Origin of the sequence: Nocardioides luti, assembly GCF_014212315.1 — a bacterium.
Classification (GTDB): domain Bacteria; phylum Actinomycetota; class Actinomycetes; order Propionibacteriales; family Nocardioidaceae; genus Nocardioides; species Nocardioides luti.
The window spans coordinates 3,547,238-3,572,419 of record NZ_JACKXE010000001.1 but is presented as its reverse complement, the minus strand read 5'-3'; the positions used below and the strand labels follow the sequence as shown (position 1 = coordinate 3,572,419).

The window sequence follows — 25,182 nt, the reverse complement described above, 5'->3', positions numbered from 1 at the left end:
CCAGACCCGCGACCCGGGCTCAAGCGGCGCCGGGCGCCCTGTGGAGGACCGTGCCCGCCGCCGTCAGCCGACGTAGCCCAGGGACGTCACGCCCGAGTCGAGCGCCACGTCACCGCGGTCCGCGCTGGACAGGTCGACCAGGTTCGTCCGCGCGACGGCGTACAGGCTCTCGCCCGGGACCGGCGAGCCGACCAGCCCGAGGATCCGGCCGCGCAGCGTGGTCGACAGGCTGTCGATCCCGGGCGGCGAGCCGTCGACCGAGACCGTGCGCACCTGCGCGAGCGCGTCGTTGATGGTGTCGAGGACCGCCACCGAGGTCGGCGAGGACCACGCGAGGTCGCGGATGTTGAGCCGCTCCCCCACCTCGGTCCCGATCCGCTGGGCGGCCGTCGCGGAGCGCACCCGCCCGCGGTCGTCGCGCACGATCCGGCTGACCAGGATCTGGTCGCCGCCACCGCCCGCCGGGCGGACCGCCGCGACGAGTCGGGACCCGTCGCGCGAGACGAGGAAGCTGCGGACGTCGCGCCCGCTGATCCCCTGGACGCGCAACGGCTGCGGGTCGCCGTCGCCGGTCACGGTGAGGATCCGGGCCCCGCTCTTGGTCCGGTCGAGCAGCCAGAGCCGGTCGCCGAGGTCCCAGGCCGGCGGCAGCAGGTCGGTCGCGTCGCTGACCACCTCGCGCACGTCGGCGGAGCCGCCGCGCACCGGGCCGCGGAGCACGGACCGGCCGCCCCCCGAGATCCCGGCCACCTCGGCGCCGGTCACGCTGACCCGCACGCGGGAGACGCCGTACGCCGTGTCGCCGAACGGTCCGTCGACGGGCTCGAACGCCGAGCGGGCGCCGGCCACCAGGAGGCCGCCCTGCAGCCCGTAGAGCAGCGGGCTCGCCTGGAAGCCGACGGGGTCGTACTGCGAGCCCTCGTTGACCGAGATCGTGCTGACCGCGCCGGGCAGCTGCAGCTGCTGGTCCCCGATCGAGACCCGCAGGCTGCGGATCGTCGGCTCCTGCCGCAGGGTCCAGGCGAACTGCGCCAGGATCAGCTCGGTCGTCTGCGGGGTCAGCTGGCCGGCGTCCCCCGTCAGCGAGATGTCCGCGACGCCGTCCGCCGAGACCGGTGCGGAGAGGTCGAGCTTGAGGCCGGGCGGGATGAACGTGCGCGACGCCTGGGTGAGCTCGGGGCGCGGTCCGCGCAGCAGCGCGGCGGTCAGCGTCGAGGCGAGCTGGTCGCCGCGCGGGACGAACACCGGCTCCGGGACCAGGATCTCGGCGGTCGGGTCGAAGAAGTAGAGCGAGACCTGGCGGAAGCGCAGCTCGAACCAGGTCTCCGGGACGATCAATGCGTTCGGCACCTCGGTGAGGCGCCACTCGCCGTTGTCGTCGCGGGCGACGGGGAACTGCAGGACCCGCTGGTCGCGCGGCAGCGGGCCGAGCCAGGTGCCGCGGGAGTCCAGCCGGTCGGCGCCGCTGAGCGTGACCGAGACGCGCGGGTCGCTCCCGCGCGGGTTGGAGGCGTCGGCGTAGGTGATCGTCTCCAGCTCGGGGGTCCAGGCCGCGGCGGCGTCACCGGTGAGGAACTGGCGGGCCACGGTCGCGTCGATCGGCGAGGCGGTCATCGCGTCGAGGAAGCCCTTGACCACTGCGGCCGGAGAGTCCCCGGGCTGGGGCGGCTTCGGCTCGATGTCGAAGGGCCGCTCCTGCGCCAGCGAGCCACCCGAGCCGGTCTGCACGATCGGCCCCGAGTCGGGCATCCGCACGCAGCCGGCGGGCAGCAGCAGGCCGAGGCACACCATCGCGGCCACGAGGAGACGGCGGCTCATGCGACGGTCTCCGGGGCGTCGGCCGGCACCAGGGGCAGCGGGCTCTGGCGCAGCGCGCCGCCTGCGCGGCGGGGCAGGGTCAGGCGGAACTGCGCCCCCTCGCCCGGCCGGCCCCACGCCTGCAGCCAGCCCCCGTGCAGGTGCGTGTCCTCGAGGGCGATCGAGAGACCGAGCCCCGTGCCGCCGCTGGTGCGGGCGCGCGCCGGGTCGGCCCGCCAGAAGCGGTTGAACACCATCGAGGACTCCCCCGCCGCGAGCCCGACACCGTGGTCGCGGACCGCGATGGCGGCCGCGTGGGTGTCGCCGGCGACGCGGATCACGACGTCGTCGCCCTCCGCGTGGTCGATGGCGTTGGTGACCAGGTTTCGCAGGATGCGCTCGACCCGGCGTACGTCGGCCTCGCACAGGCAGGGGTGGTCCGGGGCGTCGACGAGGACGCGCACGTCGCGCTGGGCGGCCAGGGCCCGGGTGGCGTCGACGATGCGGTGGGCCACGTCCACGAGGTTGACGTCGTCGGTCTCGAGCACCGCGGCCCCGGCGTCGAAGCGGCTGATCTCGAGCAGGTCGGCGAGCAGCGTCTCGAAGCGGTCCAGCTCGACCTGCAGCAGCTCGGCGGCGCGCGCGGTCGCGGGGTCGAAGGCCCGGCGCGCGTCGTGCAGCACGTCGCCGGCCATCCGCACGGTCGTCAGCGGGGTGCGCAGCTCGTGGGAGACGTCGGAGACGAAGCGCCGCTGCACCCGGCTGAGCTCCTCGAGCTGCCGGATCTGGCGCTGCAGGCTGCTCGCCATCTGGTTGAACGACGTGGCCAGCCGCGCCAGGTCGTCGTCGCCGGAGACCTTGAGCCGCTCCTGCAGCTGCCCGGCGGCCAGCCGCTCGGCGACCCGCCGCGCCAGCCGGATCGGGGTCACGACCTGGCGGGTCACCAGCCAGGTGAGCCCGGCGACGAGGACCAGCAGCAGGACGCCGGCGGTGAGCAGGGCGCGGGTGACCAGCGCGAGCGTCTCGCGCTCGTCGTCGAGCGGGAAGAGGTAGTAGAGGGTGTACGTCTGGCCGTCCGACGGGAGCCGGACCTGCGAGCCGACGACGATCCCGGGGCGGTCCTCCTCGGCGCCGGTCGACTGGTCGACCGAACGGATCCGGGTGTAGGTCCAGGCGGTGGGCGCCGCCTCGTCGAAGCGTCGCTCGAGCGCCACCGGGACGCTGGAGGTGTCGAGTCCCGAGGTGTACTTCGCGCCCCCGTCGGCGATCCGGGCGCCGCTGTCTCCGACGGGACCGGCCAGCACCACGCTGAAGCCGCGGGTCTGGCCGCGCTGGATGATCGGCTCGACCAGGTCGAGCTGCTGCGAGGAGTAGTCGAGGTCGATGCCGGGCGCCGCGACCAGCCGTCGCCGCGCCTCCATCGTCTCGTTGTTGGCCTCCGCCACGACCGCGTCGACGCGGTGGTCGAGGAGGCCCTCGCGGGTCTGCTGCAGCAGGAACCAGCCGACGACGCTGACGACCGCGGCCGACAGCACGACGGTGCTCGCCACGACCCGCGCCTGGATCGACCGTCGCCAGAAGGTGAGGCCACGGCGTACGGCGTCCGGGAGACTGCGCGAGGCCAACGGAGCCCGTCCCTAGAGCGTTCCGGCTTTGTATCCCACGCCCCGGACCGTCACGACGATCTCGGGGTTCTCGGGGTCGTGCTCCACCTTGGAGCGCAGCCGCTGGACGTGGACGTTCACCAGCCGGGTGTCGGCGGCGTGCCGGTAGCCCCAGACCTGCTCGAGAAGCACCTCGCGGGTGAAGACCTGCCAGGGCTTGCGCGCCAGGCAGACCAGCAGGTCGAACTCGAGGGGGGTCAGGCTGATCGGCGCGCCGTCGCGCGTGACGGAGTGCCCGGCAACGTCGATGCCGAGGTCGCCGATGGTCAGCGACTCCTGCGCGGGCGGGTCGTAGCTGCGGACCCGGGCCCGGATCCGGGCCACGAGCTCCTTGGGCTTGAACGGCTTCACGACGTAGTCGTCGGCGCCGGACTCGAGCCCGACGACGACGTCGACGGTGTCGCCCTTGGCGGTCAGCATCACGATCGGCACGCCGGACTCGGCGCGGATCTCCTTGCAGACGTCGATGCCGTCCTTGCCGGGCAGCATCAGGTCGAGGAGCACCAGGTCGGGCCGGTAGTCGTGGAACTCGGCCATCGCGAGGTCGCCCCGGCCGCACATGCGGCTGTCGAAGCCCTCCTGGCGGAGCACGATCGTGAGCATCTCCGCGAGCGAGGCGTCGTCGTCGACGACGAGGATGCGGCCCTTCCAGGCGCCGTCAGCCGGTGGTGCGGTGTTGCTCATGCGCTCAATCTTGCCAGTCGCACGGGGACGGCACCCCGTGGACCCGTCCGACACCCCGACGGAACGGGAAACGGGCCCCGCCGACACACGTGGTGTCGCCGGGGCCCGCAGCCGCTGCGCAGGGGTGACTCAGTAGCGGTACTGGTCGGACTTGTACGGCCCGGCCACGTCCACGCCCAGGTAGGACGCCTGGTCGTCGGACAGCGTCGTCAGCTTGACGCCGAGGGCGCCGAGGTGGAGACGGGCGACCTCCTCGTCGAGGTGCTTGGGCAGCACGTAGACGCCGACGGGGTACTCCTCGGGCTTCGTGTAGAGCTCGATCTGGGCCAGCACCTGGTTGGTGAAGGAGTTCGACATGACGAACGACGGGTGGCCGGTCGCGTTGCCGAGGTTCATCAGGCGACCCTCGGAGAGGACGATGATCGTCTTCTCGTCCGGGAAGGTCCACACGTCGACCTGCGGCTTGACCGTCGTGCGGACGATGCCCTCGTAGGTCTCGAGCCCCGCCATGTCGATCTCGTTGTCGAAGTGGCCGATGTTGCCCAGGATCGCCTGGTGCTTCATCTTCGCCATCTGCTCGACGGTCACGACGTCCTTGTTGCCGGTCGCGGTGATGATGATGTCGGCGATGTCGAGGACGTCGTCCAGCGTGGTGACCTGGTAGCCGTCCATGGCCGCCTGCAGCGCGCAGATCGGGTCGATCTCGGTGACGATGACGCGGGCGCCCTGGCCGCGGAGCGACTCGGCGCAGCCCTTGCCCACGTCGCCGTAGCCGGCCACGACGGCGACCTTGCCGCCGATGAGGACGTCGGTCGCGCGGTTGATGCCGTCGATGAGCGAGTGGCGGCAGCCGTACTTGTTGTCGAACTTCGACTTGGTGACCGAGTCGTTGACGTTGATGGCCGGGAAGAGCAGCGAGCCTTCCTTCATCATGTCGTAGAGACGCAGCACACCGGTGGTGGTCTCCTCGGTGACGCCCTTGATCTCGCCGGCGATCTTCGTGTAGCGGTCCTTGCTCTCGGCGAGCGAGGCGTTCAGGACGTCGAAGACGATCTTCTGCTCGTGGCTCTTCGCGGAGGCCGGGTCCGGCGCGACGCCGGACTTCTCGGCGTCGACGCCGAGGTGGACCAGCATCGTGGCGTCGCCGCCGTCGTCGAGGATCATGTTGGCGAACGCGTCACCGGGCCAGTTCAGGATCTGCTGGGTGCACCACCAGTACTCCTCCAGCGTCTCGCCCTTCCAGGCGAAGACCGGCACGCCGGCCGGCGCGTCGACGGTGCCCTCGGGCCCGACGGCGACCGCGGCAGCGGCGTGGTCCTGGGTCGAGAAGATGTTGCAGGAGGCCCAGCGGACCTCCGCGCCCAGGGCGACCAGCGTCTCGATGAGCACGGCGGTCTGGATGGTCATGTGCAGCGAGCCGGCGATCCGGGCGCCCGCCAGCGGCTTGGAGTCGCCGTAGCGCGCGCGCATGGCCATCAGGCCCGGCATCTCGTGCTCGGCGAGCTTGATCTCGGTCCGGCCGTAGTCGGCCAGGTTGATGTCGGCGACCTTGTAGTCCATCGAATGCCCCCTGCTGTCGGCTCTGCTCATGGCTTGTGCACACGAGATTAGAACGCGCTCCAGCAGATCGAAGAATCCTCGACGCACCCTCCGGCGCGACGCCGGGACCCCCGGCGACCGGGTCGGTGACCGCGTCAGTGACCGGCGGGAGCCGGGGGTGCGGGCCGCTCGTCCGGCACGTGGTCCGCGCGGTAGATGTCGGGCTCGAGGTAGATCACCTGGGCCGTCGCCTCGGCCGCCCGGACGTGCCGCTCGGCACTGTCGATCAGCTCCGCGACCTGCTCGGCGGTGGCCCCGCGGGCGACCCCGATCTTGGCCGCGACCAGGAGCTCCTCGGGACCGAGGTGCATGGTCTTGAGGTGGATCACGCGCTCCACGCCCTCGGTGCCCTCGAGGGCCGCGACGATGGCACGCTGGGCCGGGACGCTGGCCGACTCGCCCAGCAGCAGGCTCTTGGTCTCGATGCCGAGCACGACGGCGACGCAGACCAGCAGCACCCCGATCAGGGCGGTGCCGGCGACGTCCCAGTAGAGGTTCTCGGTGATCAGCGCGAGGCCGACCGCGACGAACGCGAACACCAGGCCGATGAGGGCGGCGAGGTCCTCCAGCAGGATCACCGGGAGCTCGGGCTGCTTGGCCCGCCGGATGAACTGCGGGAAGCTCGCGGAGCCCTTGATCTTGTTGGTCTCGCGGATCGCGGTGCGGAAGGACAGCCCCTCCATCACGATGGCGACGAGCAGCACGACCGGCGGCACCCACCACCAGCGGCTGTCCAGGATCGAGTCCTCCGGGTGCCCGTGGGCGGCGTGGATCTCGTGGTACTTGTGGTACGCCTCGTAGAGCGCGAAGAGCCCACCGACGCTGAACAGCACGATCGACACGATGAAGCTGTAGACGTACCGCTCGCGGCCGTAGCCGAAGGGGTGCTCGTCGGTCGCGTCCTTCTGCGCCTTCTTCCCGCCCAGGAGCAGCAGCCCCTGGTTGCCGGCGTCGGCGACCGAGTGGATCGCCTCCGCGAGCATGGAGCTCACCCCGGTCAGGAAGAACGCGAGGAACTTGGTCAGCGCGATGCCGGCGTTGGCCAGCAGCGCGGCCACGACGGCCTTGGTCCCACCTTCGGCGCTCATGCGCGGAAGGCTAGCGGGTCGTCCCGTCGGCCGGCGGGTCGACCTGCACGGGCGTCCCGTACGGCGGGGTCACCGGGGGCGAGGTCTGCTCGCCGTCCGCGATCCCCTCCTCCAGCGCCTCGACCAGGACGTCGGCGTGCTCCTCGGCGTCGGCGGTGACGACCGTGAGCGCGACCGCCTCGCGGAGGTGGTGCTGGGCGTAGCCGAGCGGGTCCACCACGTGCGTCAGCCGGGTCGCGACCGGCGCCCAGGCCAGCCCGAGCGCCACCAGGACCGCCAGCACCGTGGTCAGCACCAGCGAGACCGCCGCGTGGCCGGCCGCCCAGTCGCCGTAGCCGAGGTAGAGCGCGGACTTCACGACGAACCCGTGGAAGAGGTAGACCACCAGGGTCCAGGCGCCCATCCTCGTGAACCAGCCGTGGACGCGCGGCACCAGCGCGAGGAACGCCCAGGCCCCGAGCGTCCCGGTCACCAGCAGGCCTGCCCGGATCAGCATCGCGTGCAGGTCGCTGGTCTCGAGGTCGCCGTACTGCGAGCGGTAGTACAGCCACTCCGTGCTGGCCCAGCTGTCGATCCAGAAGGACAGCACGAAGATCACCGCGAGCACGGCGACGGCCGCGCGCCGGGCCCGCGGGGTGCGGAGCAGCTCGAGCCGCTCCGGCGTCGCCTTGAGGCCCATCACGAAGAACGGCAGCAGACCGAGCACCCGGGCCATGTCGAGGGTGTCGCCCGCGTACATCCCGGCCAGCAGGCTGACGGCGACGGCCACCACCAGGCCGTGGGGCAGCGCCTTGAACGGCGGGGTGAGCAGGCGCCAGAAGAACAGCGCGGAGAGGTACCACATCGGCCAGTGCGGGTCCGCGAACACGTCGGCCAGCTGCTCGCCGCCGACGTAGATCCGGAAGAGCGAGAGCGCCGTCTCGAAGAGGACGTAGGGGACGACGACCGTGCAGAACAGCTGCCACATCCGGGCCCGGGTGTAGGTGAACGAGCGCGAGAGATAGCCGGTGACGAAGACGAACGCCGGCACGTGCCAGGCGTAGAGGAAGTCGTAGAGCTGGTCGTTGACCGCATTGTGCGGCAGCAGCGTCCAGGAGTGGCCGACGACGACGAGGGTGACCAGCGCCATCTTGGCGTTGTCGAACCACGGGTCGCGGCGGCGGGTGGGGGGCGTCGCGGACGCCGGCGGCGTCACGGGCGTCGTGCTCGGCATGGCGAGAAATCTAGCGGCGGGACCCCCACCGCTCCCAGCCGCGGGCGTGGCACCCGCGCGGCGCGGTCAGTCCTCGACGAGGCCGAGACGGAGGTACTCGGCGGCGTAGGTGCCGCTGAGCAGCAGCGACGCGTAGCGCGCCACCTCGGTCGGCGCGTCCGTCGTCACGGTCTCGACCCGGACGCCGCGCTCCGCGGCGCTGGCCAGCAGGCGGCCGCGCTGCTCGCGCACGACCGCGTCGTCGGCACCGTCGTCGAGCACCACGAGCATCGGGCGCAGGTCGGCGCCCTCGTCCGCGAACGGGTCGTCGAAGACGTTGCGCAGCCGGGCCGCCTCGACCACGGGGAGCAGGTGCTCGGCGTCGCCGGCCAGGGCGGTGCGGCCACTGGCGCGGCGGATCGACTCCGCGACGCGGCGCGCCGCGCGGGCGGCGAGGACCGAGCCTCCCCAGACGAGCGGGTTGCTGTCCGCGAGGGCGATCGCGAGCATCTTGGCGGGGTTCACCGCGAGGTCGCGGTGCGGCGAGCAGGCGATCGCGACCGCGTCGAGCGCCTCGGCGACCTGGTCGGCGTCGGCGCGGGGGCCGAGCGAGACGCGGTCGAGGTACTCGAGCATCACGACCGCGGTGGCGAGCTGGTCCCGGGTGACCGTCGGCAGCACGGTCGAGTAGCGGCCGGCGGCGTGGTCGGCCACCAGCGAGGTCGGCGGGCAGGCCACGACGACCTGGCAGCCCCGGCGTACGGCCTCGGCGACGGCGGACGCCGTGCCGGTGTCGGCGCCGTCGGGGGCGAGCACCACGACCAGGTCGAGGCTCCCCGCCCAGCCGGGCAGCGCGGGCCCGGGCCAGGCCACGAACGGGACCGGGCACCACGGCTCGAGCACGGCGCGCAGCAGCCGCGAGTCGGGGCCGGCGGCGATGACCGCCCGCGGCCGCGGCTCGTCCTGGCTGCGGGCCACCGCCTCCGCGGCCGCCGCGGAGGCGTCGATCGACTCGCGGCGGACCCGCGCGCCGGCCTCGGCCAGCGGACGCAGGACGCGGTCGGCGGCAGCGAGCGCCGCCTCGTCGTCGAGACGGGACTCGTCGAACCAGGTCGCCATGGTCGTCGGCCTCAGCCCGGCTTGCGGGCCTCGTCGACCAGCAGCACCGGGATGTCGTCGCGGACGGGGTAGGCCAGCCCGCAGCCCGTGCAGACGAGCTCGTCGCCGGCCGGCGTCAGCGACGCACGGCACGCCGGGCACACGATGATGTCGAGGAGGGCAGGGTCCAGGTTGGTGCTCATCTACTCGCTCCTGATGATCGTGAGGACGGCGTCGCGGACCTCGGCCATGGTGGCGCGGTCCCGGCCCTCGGCGTTGAGCCGCAGCAGCGGCTCGGTGTTGGACGGCCGGACGTTGAAGCACCAGTCCGGGTGGCTGACGGTCAGGCCGTCGAGGGTGTCGGTGGTGACGTCCGGCAGACCGGCGTACGTCTGCTCGATGGTGGCGGTGACCGCGGCGGCGTCGGTCACGGTCGAGTTGATCTCGCCGCTGACGACGTAGCGCTCGTACTCCGCGAGCAGCTCCGAGAGCGGCCGGTCGGTCTCCGCCAGCGCGGCGAGCGCGTGCAGGGCCGCCAGCATCCCCGAGTCGGCGCGCCAGAAGTCGCGGAAGTAGAAGTGGCCGCTGTGCTCGCCGCCGAAGATCGCGCCGGTCTCGGCCATGCGGGCCTTGATGTAGGAGTGCCCCACGCGGGTGCGGACCGGGGTGCCGCCGAGCTCGGTGACGATCTCGGGCACCGCGCGGCTGGTGATCAGGTTGTGGATGACGCTGGCGCCCGGCTCCTTGGCCAGCTCGCGGGCCGCGATCAGGGCGGTCAGCGTCGACGGGGAGACCGCCTCGCCCCGCTCGTCGACGAGGAAGCAGCGGTCGGCGTCGCCGTCGAAGGCGAGCCCGATGTCGGCGCCCTCGGCGACCACGCGCCTCTGCAGGTCGACGAGGTTCGCGGCGTCGATGGGGTTGGCCTCGTGGTTCGGGAAGGTGCCGTCGAGCTCGAAGTACATCGGGACGACCTCGACCTGCTCCGCGCCGAGGCGACCGAAGACCGCGGGGCTGGTGTGCCCGGCCATGCCGTTGCCGGCGTCGACCACGACCTTGAGCCGGCGGCCGGTCACCGGCGCCAGGCTGAGGAGGTGGGCGGCGTACGCCTCGAGGACGTCGTGGTGGTCGATGGTGCCCTGGCGGACGGCGGGGGCGGCCGACCCGGCGGCCACGGCGTCGCGGATCTCGGCGAGGCCGGTGTCCATGCCGATCGGCTGCGCCTCGGCGCGGCACATCTTGATGCCGTTGTACTGCGCCGGGTTGTGGCTCGCGGTGAACATCACGCCGGGGTGGCCGAGGTGGCCCGAGGCGAAGTAGAGCTGGTCCGTGGACGCCAGCCCGATCAGGACCACGTCGGCGCCGGCCTCGGTGGCGCCGTCGGCGAACGCACCGGCCATGCCGGGCGAGCTCGGGCGCATGTCGTGCCCGACGACGACGGTGCGGGCACCGACGACCTCGACGTAGGCGCGGCCGGTGGCGCGCGCGAGCTCCTCGTCCAGCTGCTCGGGCACCAGGCCCCGGACGTCGTACGCCTTGAAGATCGCGCCGAGGTTGGCGGGGTCCAGCGTGTCAACCATGGGGCGGAGCCTAACGGTCGGGCAGCGGGGGCCGCTCAGTCGGTGGTGAGCATCCGCAGGTGGCCGCGGCGGCCCACCTCGCGGCCGGTCTCCTCGGCGGGCGCCAGGCGCTCGACGGGAGCCGGTCGGGCGGCCTCGCGCACGGCGTCGGCCAGCGCGAGCAGGTCGTCGCTGGACGGACCCTGGGCGGCCGGGTCGGGAGCGAGCCGGAGCACCTCCCACCCGCGGGGCGCGGAGAGGCGCTCACTGTGGGCGACGCAGAGGTCGTAGGCGTGCGGCTCGGCGTACGTCGCCAGGGGTCCCAGGACCGCCGTCTGGTCGGAGTAGACGTAGGTCAGGGTGTTGACCGCGGTCTTGCCGCAGGCGGTGCGGGAACAGCGACGGACAGGGCTCACGCCGCAGACGGTACCCGCCACCCGCGACGCGCCGGATCAGGCTCGCGGCCGCGGGGGCGAGCAACCTCGGGGGTTTAGGCTCGCGCCGTGGATGAGGTCAGCGCGTCGTCGGTCCCCCCACGCACCCGGCCCCGCGTGCGCGACCGCCGTGGGCGCGGCATGCGCGGCCCGGCGGTGCTGCCGCGCGAGCCGGGCAGCCCCGAGCTGCGGACGCGTCGTCAGCGCTTCGACGACCTCGCCCTCGGCATCGTCACCGACATCGACGAGCGCTGGCAGGACGAGCTCGGCCTCGTGGAGTACGCCGTCGAGGACGCCCCGCAGATCCCGGACGACTGGGACTCGGGCACCGTCCCCCTCTCCTCGCTCATCCGCGGCAAGGGCGAGACCCCGACCCGGCTGGTGCTCTTCCGGCGCCCGATCGAGCACCGGTGCGAGACCCGCAGCGACCTCGAGGCCATGGTGCTGACGATCGTGGTCGAGCAGGTCGCCGAGCTGCTCGGCATCGACGCCGAGCGCATCGACCCGCGCTACGACGGCGGCGCCGACGACTGACCGGTCGGCCGGCTACGGCAGGCCCGGGCCGACCTCGGGGACGAGCCCGTTGAGCACGAGCGGGCGGAACGGCACGACGGTGGCGCCGTTGCCGCGGACGAGGACGGCCGCGACCACGGGCGTGCGCTCGGGGACGAGCTCGACGAGGACGGCCTTGGCGGGGACGTCGACCGCGACGCCCTGACCGGGGCGGACCTCGGCACGGGTGCGGGCGAGCTCCTCGCCGGAGGCGGAGCGCGCCACGACCGTGACCGCGCCGGTGCTGGTCGCCCCGGAGACGAGGACCTGCTTGTCGCCCTCGGGGACGATCACCCGGGTCTCGTCCTCGACCGGGGCGGGCGCCACCGCGAGGGCGAGGTCGCCGCCGACGAAGGAGCGGAGCGTGGCCGTGACCGGGGCGGTGGTCGTGACCTGCAGGCCGAGGGCGTCCTTGGCGAGGGCGTCGGCCAGCGGGCCCGTGACCGGGAGCCGCTCGACCGCGCCGGGCCGGATCCGCAGCTCGTCGACGCCCTCCGGGGCGAAGGTCGACTTGGCGGTGATCACCTTGAGGGTCGCGCGGACCTCGCTGTCCCCAGGGTTGGCGACGACCAGCATCCGCTGGGCGTCGCGGCCGGTCGGGACCCCGAGCAGCTCGTTGACGGTGCTGGGCTCGACCTGGGCGGCCAGCCAGTCCTGGCTGGAGCTGCCGGCGCCCAGCTCGTCGTACGTGTCGAGGACCGTGGCCGAGAGCCGGCCGCGCGAGGTGACCACGTGGATCGCGAGCTCACCACGACGCGGGGAGACGGCACCGAGGTCGAGGCGGACGCTGCTGCGGCCGGGCACCGAGACGCCCCGCAGGCGCGGCACGTCGAGGATGCCGACGCGGCGGTAGACGGTGATGTCGGCGATCGCGGGACCGGTGTCCGGGTTGACCAGCTCCAGGGTCGAGGAGTGGCGCGCACCGGCGCCGACCGCGGTGAACCACTGGTCGGGAGCGGGGGGCGGGCAGGAGGAGGCGGCCAGCCGCGCTCCCCCGAACCGGGCACCCAGGAGGCCGGGGGCCAGCGCGTCCTCGCCCGTGACGGCGACGGGACCGTCGACGGCGTCGGTGCTGGTCACCTCGCCCTCGGCGAGCTTTGCCGACGACGTGTCGGCGCCGTCGTCGAGGGTGACCCGCCCGGCGGCCTTCGCGGCCGCGGTGGACAGCAGCACCGGCGACGCCGCGTCCAGGGCGGACGGGCAGACCACGGACGCGGTCGAGAGCGAGGTCAGCGTGGGCGGCCGGGCGCCGACCGTGGCCGGGGCCTCGGGACGCACGAGCACCAGGGCCGCGAGCGTCAGCAGCGGCAGCAGCACGGCGAGCACCGTGGTCGCGTTGACCTCCACGCGGCGGCGCTGCTGGGACCGGCTCCCGGGGGCGCTGTGGCTCATGCGTCGGCCCTCCGGTTCGTCGTCGGGGCGCAGAGGACGGCGACCACCACGATGCCGGCGCCCTGCAGCACGAGCAGCGCGATCCGCAGCCACGAGCGCGGCCCGTCGACGGCTCCGGGGTCGAGGGCGCGGTCGACCTGCCAGGCCCGCGTCGAGCGGTCCTCGGCGCTGGCCTGCACCAGGCCGGCCGTGGCGTCCAGGCCCGCGGCGACGTTGCCGTCGGCCGGCGACGGCAGGACGACGTACTCGATGCCCTGCCGGCCCAGCTCGTCGACGACCTCGGCGGTGGGCCGCGCGACCAGGGCGCGCACCACGCGGGTGAACGAGGTGTCCTCGCCGGTCAGGGCCAGGATCTCGTCCTCGCCCAGCGTCACGCCGTCACCGCGGCGGACGGTGTAGGTCAGGCCGTCCTCGACGTCGCCACGGATGACGAGGATCCCGTGGGCGTCGCCGAGCATCGAGCTCTGGACCATGTACGCCGGGATGCCGGAGTCGACCGAGTCGTCGAGCCGGTCCTGGCCCCCGACCACGAACCACGCGAGCCCGCCGAGCGGGACGGTGACGGCGGCGGCCGCGACCACCACCGCGACCGTGCGGCGCACGGACACCCGGGTGCCGCTGCCGCTGGCGGCCAGGCCCTGGGCGCCGATCGCGGCCGCGACGACGAGTGCCCCCTGCAGGGCGACGGCGAGGAACGACAGGCCGGCGCCGGTCGTGGTGGCGGCGAGGTCCAGCGTGACGGTGCCGAGCACGGCGGCGCAGACGGCGGCGACCAGCGCCACGATCCAGCACACCAGCACCGGGATGCGGGTGAAGCGGGGCACGAGCGCGAGCAGCGCCAGCACCGCGAGCACGAGCCCCAGCCAGCCGGGGGCGCCGGTGTCGGCGACCCGGCCCGTGAGCAGGTTGAGGGTGTCCAGGGTCGGGAGCGGGAGCCGGCCGGCGTCGAGCAGGAGGGCCTCGGCGGCGCCGCGCGTCAGGGCCGGGATCCACCAGGGCGAGAGCAGCACGGGCACGACCCCGAGGGCAGCGGCGGGCGGCCCCCAGACCGAGCGGTCCTTCATCGCGCCGCGGACGACCGCGGTGGCGGCCGCCACGACGACCAGCCCGAGCACGGCGGCGAAGAGCCAGGCGACCGGCGCGAAGGCCGTGCCGAGCGTCAGCAGCAGCCCGGTGCGCCAGGCGGCCCGCCAGCGGCGGTCGGCGTCGGGGTCGGCGAAGCCGAGCGCCGCGTGGGCCACCCAGGGCAGCAGGGCGGCGACCAGGACGGTGCCGAACCGGCCGTCGCCCCAGGCGCCGCTGGTGACGGGGACGAGCGCGTACGTCGCGCTCCCCCAGAACAGCAGCCAGCGCGGCGCACCGGCGGGGGCCACGAGGCGGCCGACGACGCGCAGGAAGCGCCAGGCGCCCCAGAGCCCGACGGGCACGGCGAGGACGAGCAGCGCGCCCATCGCGAGGTCGGGACTGCCGCCCAGCAGGGTCGCCAGCAGCGCCAGCGGCAGGACGTACGCCGGGGCCGGGACTCCCGTGCCCTGGCCCAGTGGGTGCCACGACTCCACCTGCAACCGCCACCAGTCCGCCGCGCCGGCGGGCAGCGGCGACAGCGCGCCGCCCGTGACCGGGCCGAACGCCGCCCGGGCGCCGACCAGCGCGAGCACCACGAAGAGCGCCAGCCCGACCGCGACCGGGTTGGTGAGGAAGCGGGCCAGGACGCCGGTGTCCTCCTCGAGCATGTCGTCGTCGCTGGGGCGGACCGGCCGGGCCGGGCCGCCTCCCCCGGGCCGCTCGGCGGCGACGGCGCGGCGCCGCTCGGCGACGTCCTGGGCCTGGTTGGTCGCGGCGGACACGAGGTCGCCGAGGAAGTCGAGGCCGTGGCGGTAGGGCAGCCACGCCGGCGCCAGGAGGGGGCGTACGTCGCCGGCCGCGACGACCTGGCGGTCGTGGCGGGTCCGGCGGGCCGCGAGGATCTCGCGCGGGCTGGAGTAGAGCGAGACGAGGGCGGCGAGCTCGTCGAGGGCCTCGCCGACCGAGCGGACCAACAGGAAGCCGATCACCCGCAGGACGGTGCCGAAGCCGAGGCGGACGACCTGGAAGGGCAGCCGCCGGGCCTGGGAGTTCACCAGCAGCGTGTAGAGCGCGGCACGGCGCTCCTGGTAGTGCGTGTGCCGCCCGGTGATCGGGGTGCGGCGTACTCCCCGGTGCGCGGCCTCGGCGTGGAAGACCACGGCCTGCGGCACGATCACGGTCTTGTGGCCGGCGGTCGCGGCACGCCAGCCGAAGTCGAGGTCGTTGCCGAAGATCGGCAGCTGGGGGTCGAGGCCGCCGAGCTCCTCGAGCACCGAGCGGCGCACGAGCATGCCCGCGGTGTTGACCGCGAGGACGGTGCGGACCTCGTCGTGCTGGCCCTGGTCGTACTCGCCGCGCTCGAGGCCGGTCTCGCGCCGGCCGGTGCCGGAGATCGTGACGCCGAGCTCGAGGAGGCGCTTGAGCGAGGGCCACTCGCGGAGCTTGGGGCCGAGGACGTCGGCGTCCGGGTCGGCCGCGGCGGCGGCCAGGAGGGCCTCGAGCGCGCCCGGCTCCGGGTTCGCGTCGTCGTGCAGGACCCAGATCCACTCGGGAGCGTCCGCGGCCAGGCGCTCCAGACCGAGCGCCACGGCGGCGGGGAAGGTGGTGGCACCGGAGACGCGCTCCACGGCGCCGAAGGCGGCCTCGACGAGGTCCGCGCTGCCGTCCTTGCTGCCGGTGTCGACGGCGACGACCCGGTCGATCGGGGCCGTCTGCGAGCGGAGTCCCTCGATCACCGCGGGGAGCCAGCGCTCCCCGTCGTGGCTGACGAGCAGCGCGGCGACCGATGAATTCACGATCCTGAACCCTAACGGCCGGGCCCGCGGCTGCGCGGGCGCCCCGTCCCCGGGGCGCCGTCGCTCAGCTCACGCGTGAGCTCAGACCGCGCGCTTCTTCAGCTTGCGGCGCTCACGCTCCGACAGCCCGCCCCAGATCCCGAAGCGCTCGTCGTTCATCAGTGCGGACTCGAGACAGTCGTCTCGCACCTCGCACGTCAGGCAGACCTTCTTGGCCTCCCTGGTGGATCCTCCCTTTTCGGGGAAGAACGCCTCGGGGTCGGTCTGTGCGCACAGCGCACGGTCCTGCCAACCCGCTTCCTCGGCGTCATTGTCCAGGAGAAATAGTTCTCTCACGGCTTCGCCCTTTCGACCCGGTGATGCCCCGTCCCACGTGGTGGCCCTGCCGCAGGCGGTGAGCCGTATCGGAAGAGGACCGGCTCACCTGCGAAGAACACTGTGGGAATTACATGCCTGTCGTACCCCTGAAGTCAAGCGCGGATCTGCTATGGAGGGCAACCACCCGTTCGTGCTATTGCCCCCTGCCGACCGGTCAGCGCCCCGACGTGGCCACCGGGCGGACACCGGGGCGGCACCGTGGTCGCGGCGCGACTGCAAGGATGGACCCATGCGCGACATCACGGTGCTCTCGGGGGGTATGGGCGGCGCCCGCTTCCTCCAGGGCCTCCTCCACGGCATCGCGACCGGCTCCCTGCCCGGGGTCGCCCCCGACGCGCGGGTGACGGTCGTGGCCAACACGGCCGACGACATCTGGGTGCACGGCCTCAAGGTCTGCCCCGACCTCGACACGGTGATGTACACCCTCGGCGACGGCATCGACCTCGACCGCGGCTGGGGCCGGCGCGACGAGACGTGGAGCACCAAGGACGAGCTGGCGGCGTACGGCGTGGAGCCGACGTGGTTCGGTCTCGGCGACCGCGACGTGGCCACCCACCTCGTGCGGACCCAGATGCTGGACGCGGGCTACCCGCTGTCCCAGGTCACCGAGGCGCTGTGCCGGCGCTGGCTCACGACGCCCGACGGCCCCGTCGTCCGGCTGCTGCCGATGACCGACGACCGCGTCGAAACCCACGTGGCGATCGCCGACCCGGAGTCCCCGAGCGGGCGTCGGGTCGTGCACTTCCAGGAGTACTGGATCCGGCTGCGGGCGCAGGTCCCCGCCGAGACGCTGCTCTTCGTCGGGCTGGAGGAGTCCTCCCCCGGCCCCGGCGTCATCGACGCGATCACGGACGCCGACCTCGTCGTGCTGCCGCCGTCCAACCCCGTCGTGTCGCTCGGCACCATCCTCGGCGTCCCCCGCGTCCGCGAGGCGGTCGCCGCCACCCGCGCACCGGTCGTCGGCCTGTCCCCCATCGTGGGCGACACGCACGTGCGCGGCATGGCCGAGCAGATGCTGACCGCCATCGGCGTCGAGGTGAGCGCCGCCGCGGTCGGGCTGCACTACGGCTCGCGGGCCAGCGGCGGCGTCCTCGACGGCTGGCTGGTCGACGAGCGCGACGCCGACCAGGTCGCGCGGGTCACCGACGGCGGGCTCGCCTGCCGGGCCGTGCCGCTGATGATGAGCAACCACGACGCCACCGCCGCGATGGCCGCGGCCGCGATCGACCTCGTCACCGGATGAGCGGCTCCCGGCACGAGCTGCGGGTCGTCGCCCCGGGCGGCACCCCCGAGGTCCGGCCCGGCGACGACCTGGTCGCGCTCCTGCTGCCGCTGGTCGCGCTCCGCGACGGCGACGTCGTGGTGGTGACCAGCAAGGTCGTCAGCAAGGCCGAGGGCCGGGTCCGCCCCGGCACCCGCGACGACGCGCTGCCCGGCGAGACCGCACGGGTCGTGGCCCGGCGTGGCCCCACCATGATCGTGCGCACCCACCACGGGCTGACCATGGCGGCCGCCGGCATCGACGCCTCGAACGTCGAGAGCGGCACCGTCGTCCTGCTGCCGCTCGACCCCGATGCCTCGGCGCGGGCGCTGCGCGCCACGATCCGCGAGCGCACCGGCCTCAACGTCGGCGTCGTCGTGACCGACACCGCCGGCCGCGCCTGGCGCGAGGGGCAGACCGACATCGCGGTCGGGGCCGCGGGGCTGCTCGTCTCCGAGTCCTTCGAGGGCCGCGACGACGCCCACGGCAACACCCTCGCGGTCACGGCCCCGGCCGTCGCCGACGAGATCGCCGGTGCGGCCGAGCTGGCCCAGGGCAAGCTCGGGGGCCGGCCGTTCGCCGTCGTCAGCGGCCGCGCCGACCTCGTGCTGCCGCCCGGCGAGGACGGCCCCGGCGCCGTGGCCCTCGTGCGGGCCGAGGGCGCCGACCTGTTCGGGTACGGCGCGCGCGAGGCCGTGCTGCGGGCGCTGGCCGGGTCCCCGGACGACCGCGCTCCCTTCGGCGCCCCGGCCGCCGACGGCGAGGTGACCGCGGCGATCAGCCTGGTGCTGGGCGTCGACGCGGACCCGGACGGCGACGGCCTCGCCGTACCCCTCGGCCCGGAGGGGCGGGCCGTCCTCGCGGCGCTCGCGTTCGCCCACGGCTGGGTGCTCGACGACAACGATTCGGCCGGGCGGCTCCGGGTCCGGCCGTCGACTCCGTAGACTCTGCCGTCGACACGCAGACGTCAGCCGTCACCGAACTCCCGAGGAACCGCGCCGTGGCCAAGAAGCCCGCCAAGTCCGACCGCCAGGCGGTCATCGACCAGATCCGCAAGAAGCAGAAGGGCGGCGACCGCCGACGCGGCTTCATGATCGTCGGGGTCTGCGCGGCGATCGCGATCCTGATCGTCGCCGCGGCGGCCTTCAAGCCGATCAAGGACTGGTACGACCAGCGCAAGTTCGAGGGCGTGGCGCTGGAGAAGATCGGCGCGCCCGCCTCGGCCTGCCAGAAGATCACCACCAAGAAGGCCGACGGCAACCAGGACCACGTCCCGACCGGGACGCCCGTCGACTACACGACGGCCCCGCCCGCCTTCGGCGCGCACTGGAACGAGGCGGGCGTCGCCCCGGCCGCGTTCGCCCGCAAGCTCTACACCGACGACCGGCCCGCGCTGGAGTCGCTCGTCCACAACCTCGAGCACGGCTACACGATCCTCTGGTACGACGAGACCGCCGCCGCCGACGACGCGACCATGCGCGAGATCAAGGCGATCGCCGGCAAGTTCGAGGGCACCGACAACCTGCGCTTCAAGTTCATCGCCGCGCCGTGGACCTCCGACGACGAGAACGGCAAGAAGTTCCCCAGCGGCGAGCACATCGCCTTCACGCACTGGTCCGCGGGCGGTGCCGGCGAGACCGACACCTCCAAGCAGGTCGGCGTGTTCCAGTACTGCTCCGAGCCGAGCGGTGCCGCGCTCAAGGCCTTCATGCTGAAGTACCCCTACCTCGACTCCCCGGAGCCGAACGCGCTCTGAGCCCGCGTCCCGGCCCCTCGGGGCCGGGCCGGCGGCCTCAGGTCAGGTCGCCGTGGCCGTCCTCCTGGAGGCCGGTCACGACCTGCTTGACCTGCTGCGCGAGCGCCCGGGTGGTCACCAGCAGGGCGTCGTGCGTGTCGACGACGACCACGTCGTCGAGCCCGACGACCGCGACGACCCGCCCCGAGCGGGGCACCACCAGCCCGGTGGCGTCGACCGCCCGCACGAGCGCGGCGTCGCCCAGCACGGTCGTGCCGGTCCCGGCCCGCTCCAGCAGGGTGGCCAGCGAGTCGAAGTCGCCGATGTCGTCCCAGTCGAAGGACGCCGGCACGACCGCGACGCGCCCCGCGTCGGCCGCCGGCTCAGCGATGGCGTGGTCGAGGGCGATCTTCGGCAGCCCCGGCCACAGCTCGTCCAGGCGCTCCGGCGCCGCGGCGATCGCGCGCAGGTCCGCGGCGAACTGCGGGTGCCACTGCGCCAGGAGGTCCAGCAGCACGCGAGGCCGCGCCACGAACATGCCCGCGTTCCAGCGGTAGTCCCCGCTGGCGACGTACTCCTCCGCCACGGCGACGGACGGCTTCTCGACGAACGACTCCACCCGTCGTACGCCGGCCAGGCCGGGCAGGTCCTCGGCGCCGACGTGGATGTAGCCGAACGCCGACGACGGGAACGACGGCTCGATGCCCAGGGTGACCAGCCAGTCCTCGCGGGCGGCAGCCACGGCCACCCGCACCGCCTCGCCGAAGGACTCCCGGTCGGTGATCACGTGGTCGGCGGCGAACGAGCCCATCACGGCCTCGGGGTCGGCGAGCTCGAGCCGGGCGGCGGCCAGGCCGATCGCGGCCATCGAGTCGCGGGGGCTCGGCTCCGCGAGCACCGCGTCGGGCGCGACGCCGTCCAGCTGGGCCGTCACCGCCTCGTGGTGGGCCTCGCCGGTCACGACGACGAAGCGGTCGCCCGCGAGCGGCGCCAGCCGGTCGTGGGTGTCCTGGAGCAGCGAGCGCCCGCTGCCGGTGAGGTCGTGGAGGAACTTGGGCGAGGAGCGGCGCGAGAGCGGCCACAGCCGCGTCCCGGCGCCCCCGGCAGGGATCACGGCCCAGAAGTGCTCGATGCCAGACATGACCAGAACCCTAGGGGGCGCGGGGGCCCTCGCGTGCGCCCTTCTACGGTGGACGCGTGACGACCTTCGCCGCCGTGCTGTCCCGGCTCCTGCGCACCGACCCCGGCCGCCCGCTGGTCACCTTCTACGACCACGCGACCGGCGAGCGCGTGGAGCTCTCGGTGACGACGTACGCCAACTGGGTGGCGAAGACCGCGTCGCTGCTCGTCGAGGAGCACGACCTCGAGCGGGACCAGCGGCTGCGGGTCGACCTGCCGACGCACTGGCTCGGGCCGGTGTTCCTCGGGGCCGCGTGGACGATCGGCCTGGAGGTCCTGGTCGAGGACGACCCGGCCGGCGCGGCCCCGGACGCCGTCGTGTGCGGACCCGACGGTCTCGAGGCCTGGGCCCCGCTGGCCGACACGCTCCCGGTGCTGGCGTGCTCGCTGCGCCCGATGGGCGTCCGCTTCGCCGAGCCGCTGCCGCCCGGCGTGCACGACGTCGGCGTCGACGTCTGGTCGCAGCCGGACGCGTTCACGGCGTACGACCCGCCGGGCGAGGACGACCCGGCACTGCCCGGCCGCACGCAGGGCGAGCTGTGGCGAACGGCCGCCGCCGGGAGTCTCCTCACCGACGGCGGCCGTCTCCTCACGGAGGCGAACCCGGCTTCCCCACCGGGGATCGCCTCGTTTGCGGAGCCGCTCGCACGCGGCGGCTCACTGGTCCTGGTCTCCCACGCCGAGCCGGGACGTCTCGAGGCGACGTACGTCGCCGAGCGCGCCACGGCTCGCTTCCCTTGATCGTGGGCCAGGTCCGTGACCGGCGTCAGCCGGCCAGGTCGTAGGCGTTCATCCCCTCCCCCAGGAACCGTCGCGGCTCGAAGCCCGTCGCCGTGGCCTTGAGCAGCCACAGGTAGCCGGTCTTCGTCGCCCGGACCAGGAGGTCCGGGCGCCCGGTGAGGTCGACGTCGCTGACGCCGATCACCCAGTCGTACGGCGAGAGGTCCAGCGACAGCGACCTCGGGCTCGTCAGGCCACCCGGTCCGTTGCCCGGGAAGAGCGTCAGCGCGTTGCCGGAGCGGAACAGCGTGTCCGGGGCCCCGTCGCCGTCCCAGCGACCGACCGGGATCTGCTCGCCCGCCTTGATCCGCTCGTGCGCGACGTAGCTGGTGCTGAGCCCGGCCAACCCGTTGCCGGGGTAGATCCGGATCGCGCCGCCGGCCGGCTGGCCCATCAGGTCCGGCAGGCCGTCGCCGGTCATGTCCCCGACCGCGGCCAGCAGGGAGACCCCGCCGAAGCCGGTGCCGATCCGGAGAGCCTTGGAGAAGTGCCCGGTGCCGTCGCCGCGGCGGACGAAGAGCGAGCCGTTGGTCGCCTTGCGCGTGATGATGTCGCCGAAGCCGTCGCGGTCCCAGTCGCCGGCGTTCAGCAGCAGGTCCGCGTTGCGCACGCTGATGCCCGAGTCGATCGGGGTGCCGGTCTCGAAGGTGCCGGCGTTGGGCACCAGCACGAGCGAGCCGCCCTTGCGGGCCAGCACGTCCGAGGCCGCGGTCCCGGTCAGGTTGCCACCGGTGATCGCGGTGACCCCGGAGAGCCGGTCGATCGGCCCGAGCTGGTGGCCGAAGGTGCCGTCGCCGCGCCCGGGCCGCAGGAAGGCCGGCTTGCCGGCCCGCCGGACGACCAGGTCCGCGACGCCGTCGCTGGTGAAGTCGCCGTAGCCGGCCACGGTGTCGAACTTGCCCCAGCCGCCCGAGACGGTGACGGCCGGCCCGAGCGCCACCGAGCCGGTGCCCGGCCGCAGGACGAGCGAGCCCCCCGGCGTACGCGCCATCAGGTCGGCCTTGCCGTCCCCGTTCACGTCGCCGGTGGCGACCAGCAGGTTGTAGCCGTTCCAGTCCGTGTCGGCGTCGAGCACCTTGCGCTGGAAGCCGCCGTTGCCGGTGCCGGCGAAGAGGTCGAGGCGGCCGTTGGCCGTGCGCCGGGCGACGAGGTCGTTTCGGCCGTCGCCGTTCAGGTCGCCCACGGCGGTGAGCAGGTCGTGGCCGTCGAAGTCGTCGGTCTTCTTGATCGGCGAGCCGAGGCCGCCCACCCCGTCGCCGGGGTAGACCTGCGCGGCACCGCCGGCGACCTGCACGACGACGTCCGAGAAGCCGTCACCGGTGAGGTCGGGCGAGACGACGGCCGTGTCGGCGGCGGTCCAGGGGGCCGCGACGGTCACCGGGTCGGTGAACTGCGTGAGCCCGCCCGTGGGGATCACCAGGGCGTGCCCGTCGCTCGGCCGGCGGACCACGAGGTCGGGGTGCGGCGTCGAGGCGAGGTTCGACTCCAGCTCGCGCCCGGCCCAGCCCCGCTGCGCCTCCGCCGCGAGCTGCCGGATCTTCGGGATCTTGGCGTACAGGTAGCGCCCAGGGCACGCGGTCTGGCCGGCGTCACGGTGGCCGTTGATCGCCTGGAAGTCCTTGGTGCCGACCCACTGCTTGGTCGACGACGCGTCGACCCCGTGCAGCGAGAGCTTCCACGCGAAGAGGGCGCCGTACGCCTGGATCATCGCGGCGCTGGGCTGGTGGATGTCGTAGTTGCCGATCGCCGACATCGCGAAGGAGTAGTCGTTGTAGTTGAGCGTGTGCGCGCCGACGACGGGGCGGTCGACGCCGCCGTAGCGGCCCTCCCAGATCCGGCCGAAGCGGTCGACGAGGAAGTTGTACCCGATGTCGCTCCAGCCCTTGGACTGGGTGTGGTACGCGTAGATGCTGCGCAGGATCCCGGGCACCTCGGCGCGCGTGTAGTCGTTGGCGTTCACCGTGTGGTGGACGAACCCGGCGTGCACCTCGAAGTAGTGCAGCGAGCTCTTGTCGCGCATCCGCTCGTCGGCACCCCACTGGGCGCGCGAGTAGATGACCGGCTTCGGCGTGTACGTCGCCGCCTGCAGCGCCAGCGAACCGTCGGTCGCCTCGCCGGTCGTGGTCGTCGCGTCCGTGTCCGCGTCGGCGGGGGTGGCGGGCGCGGCCTCGGCGGGCACCGTGGAGCCGTCCATCGTGTTCGTGTCGATCGCGGGCTTCTCGACCGCCGTCGCCGGCTCCTCGCCCGGGTCGATGACCGCGAGCTGCATGTCGGCCGGGACGATGCCGTCGGTGGAGGTGGAGCGGACCTGGACCTGGTCGACGTCGCCGACGATCAGCTCGTCGGTGCCGGGGCGCGCGTGCCGCGCCTCGGCGGAGCCCGCGTCGGGGCCGTGGTCGTCGTGGTAGCTCATCGCGAGCCAGTCGGACCAGACGCCGTGGTCGAGCCAGCGGACGTCGAAGCTGATCTCGTCCTCGGGGACCTGGACGCCGTGCGCCCACGTGACGCCGATGGTGCCGTAGCCGGTGACCGGCTGCGGGCGGCTGAGCAGCTCGGTGCTGCCGGGCAGCGTGCCCGGCTTGGTCCGGGCCAGGCTGGTGGTCGCGGCCGCCAGCGAGGCGCTCTTGCCGCGGGCGCTCGACAGGGAGGTGGCGGGCGCGGTGAGGGGGTACTCCTGGACCTTCGCGTCGACCACCTGGGTGGGCACCTTCGAGGTGCGCGCCGAGGCACGGACGTAGGCGGCGAGGTCCCCGACGACCTCGGTGCGGGTGCCGTGCGAGCCGGGCACCTCACGGACGACGTCGAGGGTCACGACACTGGCGGCGGGGGTCAGGGCAGCGAGCACCACGGCCAGGGCCAGCATCTGCTGACAGGCCGTGATGAAGCGGGTCTTGCTGGGCGGCATGGCGTTGCTCCAGTGCGGGGGAAGAATCACACGTTGCGCAACTTTCACATGCGTCACACCCGCCCCGGAAGAGGTGGTGAGTAACTACAATCGTGTAATTTCCACTCGACACGCCGACGAATCCGAGATTTGTCAAGAAGTCGATCGGGCACATCTCGGCGCCGGGCGCGGCGCAGGGTGAGCGCCGGGGGCGGCGCGACGCTGGTCGGCGAGCCCCGCTCGCGGACGGGGACCACCCTCCCCGCACCGGCTGCGCCCGCCTGTCCTCGCGCGCCTACCACCCTCTCCGCTCCTTCGTCGCTCCGAGGGGGCCAGACCCAACCACGGCGCGCGAGGACAGGCCGGCTCCGCCGCCGCGGTCCGGGTGGCCCCCGGCCTCGCCGCAGGCACACCTCGGGACGGAGGTGGAGGGAGGAGGAACGAGTCCGCACCGGACTCCCCCCACCGGCCCAACAGCCGGGCGGAGCGCCTCCGCACACCCGGACGGCGCCGGGCAGGCAAGCCGCCCCGGACCGCGGCGGCGGAGGCGGGTCCGGAGGGCCGAGGGGGCGGGCGGGCGGTGGCTGGGACTGGCCCCCCTGGAGCGAGGAACGAGCGGAAGGGGTGGTTCCCGCCCGCCCGCCCCCTCGGACCGCAGGAGCCGGCGCAGCCGACGCGGGGAGGGACGCCCAGCCAGACCGCACGACGCCGCCGAGTGACCGGAGAGAACGCCCCGGTCGCACACCCCCGCGCGCCAGCGCGCCCCTCGGACCGCAGGAACGGCGCAGCCGCCGAACCCGGGCTTTGTGCATGGGATCAAGATCTCGGGCCCGAAATCCTGATCTCACGCTCAATGAACGAGTCCGCACCCGGACTCCCCCTCCCCCACCCACCGCAACAGCCGGGCGGAGCGCCTCCGCACACCCGGACGGCGACCCGCAGGCAAGGCGCCCCGGACCGCGGCGGCGGAGTCGGGTCCGGAGGGCCGAGGGGGCGGGCGGGCGGTGGCTGGGACTGGCCCCCCTGGAGCGAGGAACGAGCGGAAGGG

20 protein-coding genes are annotated in these 25,182 nt (G+C 73.8%); 5 read left to right on the top strand and 15 right to left on the bottom strand.

Annotated elements, in window-relative coordinates; genetic code table 11:
* Nucleotides 1-63: 63 nt before the first annotated feature.
* From H5V45_RS16935 to H5V45_RS16890, 10 genes are all read right to left on the bottom strand, one after another.
* Nucleotides 64-1,818, bottom strand: a complete 1,755-nt coding sequence (locus tag H5V45_RS16935; protein WP_185254012.1) for an LpqB family beta-propeller domain-containing protein — start codon at nucleotides 1,816-1,818, stop codon at nucleotides 64-66.
* Nucleotides 1,815-3,422, bottom strand: coding sequence for an MtrAB system histidine kinase MtrB (gene mtrB / locus H5V45_RS16930; RefSeq protein WP_185254011.1), 1,608 nt, complete (start codon nucleotides 3,420-3,422; stop codon nucleotides 1,815-1,817). The genes H5V45_RS16935 and mtrB overlap by 4 nt, the downstream gene beginning before the upstream one ends.
* 12 nt (nucleotides 3,423-3,434) lie before the next feature.
* Entirely contained in the window at nucleotides 3,435-4,145 is a 711-nt protein-coding gene (gene mtrA / locus H5V45_RS16925) for an MtrAB system response regulator MtrA (RefSeq protein ID WP_185254010.1), read from the bottom strand.
* Nucleotides 4,146-4,274: 129 nt separating this feature from the next.
* Nucleotides 4,275-5,705 (bottom strand): adenosylhomocysteinase, encoded by a 1,431-nt coding sequence (gene ahcY / locus H5V45_RS16920; RefSeq protein WP_221634039.1) that lies wholly within the window; start codon nucleotides 5,703-5,705, stop codon nucleotides 4,275-4,277.
* A 134-nt stretch (nucleotides 5,706-5,839) separates the two neighbouring features.
* Complete coding sequence (locus H5V45_RS16915) at nucleotides 5,840-6,832, bottom strand: cation diffusion facilitator family transporter (RefSeq protein WP_185254008.1); 993 nt, start codon at nucleotides 6,830-6,832, stop codon at nucleotides 5,840-5,842.
* Nucleotides 6,833-6,842: 10 nt separating this feature from the next.
* Nucleotides 6,843-8,045 carry an acyltransferase family protein gene (locus tag H5V45_RS16910; RefSeq protein ID WP_185254007.1) on the bottom strand — a complete coding sequence of 401 codons (1,203 nt, stop codon included), beginning with the start codon at nucleotides 8,043-8,045 and terminating at the stop codon, nucleotides 6,843-6,845.
* Nucleotides 8,046-8,111: 66 nt separating this feature from the next.
* Nucleotides 8,112-9,143 (bottom strand): SIS domain-containing protein, encoded by a 1,032-nt coding sequence (locus H5V45_RS16905; protein WP_185254006.1) that lies wholly within the window; start codon nucleotides 9,141-9,143, stop codon nucleotides 8,112-8,114.
* An 11-nt stretch (nucleotides 9,144-9,154) separates the two neighbouring features.
* Entirely contained in the window at nucleotides 9,155-9,325 is a 171-nt protein-coding gene (locus tag H5V45_RS16900) for a Trm112 family protein (RefSeq protein WP_185254005.1), read from the bottom strand.
* Nucleotides 9,326-10,699: a phosphomannomutase/phosphoglucomutase gene (locus H5V45_RS16895; protein WP_185254004.1), complete on the bottom strand. Its 1,374-nt coding sequence runs from the start codon at nucleotides 10,697-10,699 to the stop codon at nucleotides 9,326-9,328.
* 35 nt (nucleotides 10,700-10,734) lie between these two features.
* On the bottom strand, nucleotides 10,735-11,094 hold the full coding sequence (locus tag H5V45_RS16890) for a DUF3499 family protein (RefSeq protein WP_185254003.1): 360 nt from the start codon (nucleotides 11,092-11,094) through the stop codon (nucleotides 10,735-10,737).
* An 87-nt stretch (nucleotides 11,095-11,181) separates the two neighbouring features.
* Between H5V45_RS16890 and H5V45_RS16885 the strand changes: the two genes are divergently transcribed.
* On the top strand, nucleotides 11,182-11,646 hold the full coding sequence (locus H5V45_RS16885) for a metallopeptidase family protein (protein WP_343061605.1): 465 nt from the start codon (nucleotides 11,182-11,184) through the stop codon (nucleotides 11,644-11,646).
* Nucleotides 11,647-11,658: 12 nt separating this feature from the next.
* Here the strand turns inward: H5V45_RS16885 and H5V45_RS16880 are convergent, their stop codons facing one another.
* From H5V45_RS16880 to H5V45_RS16870, 3 genes are all read right to left on the bottom strand, one after another.
* A complete protein-coding gene (locus H5V45_RS16880) occupies nucleotides 11,659-13,056 on the bottom strand; it encodes a DUF5719 family protein (RefSeq protein ID WP_185254002.1) in 1,398 nt (465 codons plus the stop codon).
* Nucleotides 13,053-15,917 carry a glycosyltransferase gene (locus H5V45_RS16875; protein WP_185254001.1) on the bottom strand — a complete coding sequence of 955 codons (2,865 nt, stop codon included), beginning with the start codon at nucleotides 15,915-15,917 and terminating at the stop codon, nucleotides 13,053-13,055. Before H5V45_RS16875 ends, H5V45_RS16880 begins: the two co-directional genes overlap by 4 nt.
* Nucleotides 15,918-15,998: 81 nt before the next feature.
* Complete coding sequence (locus H5V45_RS16870; RefSeq protein ID WP_185254000.1) at nucleotides 15,999-16,253, bottom strand: WhiB family transcriptional regulator; 255 nt, start codon at nucleotides 16,251-16,253, stop codon at nucleotides 15,999-16,001.
* A 271-nt stretch (nucleotides 16,254-16,524) separates the two neighbouring features.
* Here H5V45_RS16870 and cofD point away from each other — a divergent pair, with 271 nt between their 5' ends.
* The 3 genes from cofD to H5V45_RS16855 are packed head-to-tail and all read left to right on the top strand — an operon-like array spanning nucleotide 16,525 to nucleotide 19,312.
* On the top strand, nucleotides 16,525-17,538 hold the full coding sequence (cofD, locus tag H5V45_RS16865) for a 2-phospho-L-lactate transferase (RefSeq protein ID WP_185253999.1): 1,014 nt from the start codon (nucleotides 16,525-16,527) through the stop codon (nucleotides 17,536-17,538).
* On the top strand, nucleotides 17,535-18,500 hold the full coding sequence (locus H5V45_RS16860) for a coenzyme F420-0:L-glutamate ligase (RefSeq protein ID WP_185253998.1): 966 nt from the start codon (nucleotides 17,535-17,537) through the stop codon (nucleotides 18,498-18,500). The genes cofD and H5V45_RS16860 overlap by 4 nt, the downstream gene beginning before the upstream one ends.
* Nucleotides 18,501-18,556: 56 nt before the next feature.
* Nucleotides 18,557-19,312 (top strand): DUF3105 domain-containing protein, encoded by a 756-nt coding sequence (locus tag H5V45_RS16855; protein WP_343061604.1) that lies wholly within the window; start codon nucleotides 18,557-18,559, stop codon nucleotides 19,310-19,312.
* A gap of 37 nt (nucleotides 19,313-19,349) precedes the next feature.
* Here H5V45_RS16855 and H5V45_RS16850 read toward each other — a convergent pair whose 3' ends face one another.
* Nucleotides 19,350-20,432, bottom strand: coding sequence for a mannose-1-phosphate guanylyltransferase (locus tag H5V45_RS16850; protein ID WP_185253997.1), 1,083 nt, complete (start codon nucleotides 20,430-20,432; stop codon nucleotides 19,350-19,352).
* Nucleotides 20,433-20,488: 56 nt separating this feature from the next.
* Here H5V45_RS16850 and H5V45_RS16845 point away from each other — a divergent pair, with 56 nt between their 5' ends.
* Complete coding sequence (locus H5V45_RS16845; protein ID WP_185253996.1) at nucleotides 20,489-21,211, top strand: TIGR03089 family protein; 723 nt, start codon at nucleotides 20,489-20,491, stop codon at nucleotides 21,209-21,211.
* Nucleotides 21,212-21,236: 25 nt separating this feature from the next.
* Here H5V45_RS16845 and H5V45_RS16840 read toward each other — a convergent pair whose 3' ends face one another.
* Entirely contained in the window at nucleotides 21,237-24,155 is a 2,919-nt protein-coding gene (locus H5V45_RS16840) for an FG-GAP-like repeat-containing protein (RefSeq protein WP_185253995.1), read from the bottom strand.
* Between the last annotated feature and the right edge of the window lie 1,027 nt (nucleotides 24,156-25,182).

What these genes read in the sequence shown, in the direction of transcription:
- H5V45_RS16935 (WP_185254012.1), bottom strand. Translation starts at nt 1,818, where the DNA reads ATGAGCCGCCGTCTCCTCGTGGCCGCGATGGTGTGCCTCGGCCTGCTG.
- H5V45_RS16910 (WP_185254007.1), bottom strand. Translation starts at nt 8,045, where the DNA reads ATGCCGAGCACGACGCCCGTGACGCCGCCGGCGTCCGCGACGCCCCCC.
- H5V45_RS16850 (WP_185253997.1), bottom strand. Translation starts at nt 20,432, where the DNA reads ATGTCTGGCATCGAGCACTTCTGGGCCGTGATCCCTGCCGGGGGCGCC.
- mtrA (WP_185254010.1), bottom strand. Translation starts at nt 4,145, where the DNA reads ATGAGCAACACCGCACCACCGGCTGACGGCGCCTGGAAGGGCCGCATC.
- H5V45_RS16880 (WP_185254002.1), bottom strand. Translation starts at nt 13,056, where the DNA reads ATGAGCCACAGCGCCCCCGGGAGCCGGTCCCAGCAGCGCCGCCGCGTG.
- H5V45_RS16840 (WP_185253995.1), bottom strand. Translation starts at nt 24,155, where the DNA reads ATGCCGCCCAGCAAGACCCGCTTCATCACGGCCTGTCAGCAGATGCTG.
- ahcY (WP_221634039.1), bottom strand. Translation starts at nt 5,705, where the DNA reads ATGGACTACAAGGTCGCCGACATCAACCTGGCCGACTACGGCCGGACC.
- H5V45_RS16895 (WP_185254004.1), bottom strand. Translation starts at nt 10,699, where the DNA reads ATGGTTGACACGCTGGACCCCGCCAACCTCGGCGCGATCTTCAAGGCG.
- H5V45_RS16905 (WP_185254006.1), bottom strand. Translation starts at nt 9,143, where the DNA reads ATGGCGACCTGGTTCGACGAGTCCCGTCTCGACGACGAGGCGGCGCTC.
- H5V45_RS16860 (WP_185253998.1), top strand. Translation starts at nt 17,535, where the DNA reads ATGAGCGGCTCCCGGCACGAGCTGCGGGTCGTCGCCCCGGGCGGCACC.
- H5V45_RS16900 (WP_185254005.1), bottom strand. Translation starts at nt 9,325, where the DNA reads ATGAGCACCAACCTGGACCCTGCCCTCCTCGACATCATCGTGTGCCCG.
- H5V45_RS16915 (WP_185254008.1), bottom strand. Translation starts at nt 6,832, where the DNA reads ATGAGCGCCGAAGGTGGGACCAAGGCCGTCGTGGCCGCGCTGCTGGCC.
- cofD (WP_185253999.1), top strand. Translation starts at nt 16,525, where the DNA reads ATGCGCGACATCACGGTGCTCTCGGGGGGTATGGGCGGCGCCCGCTTC.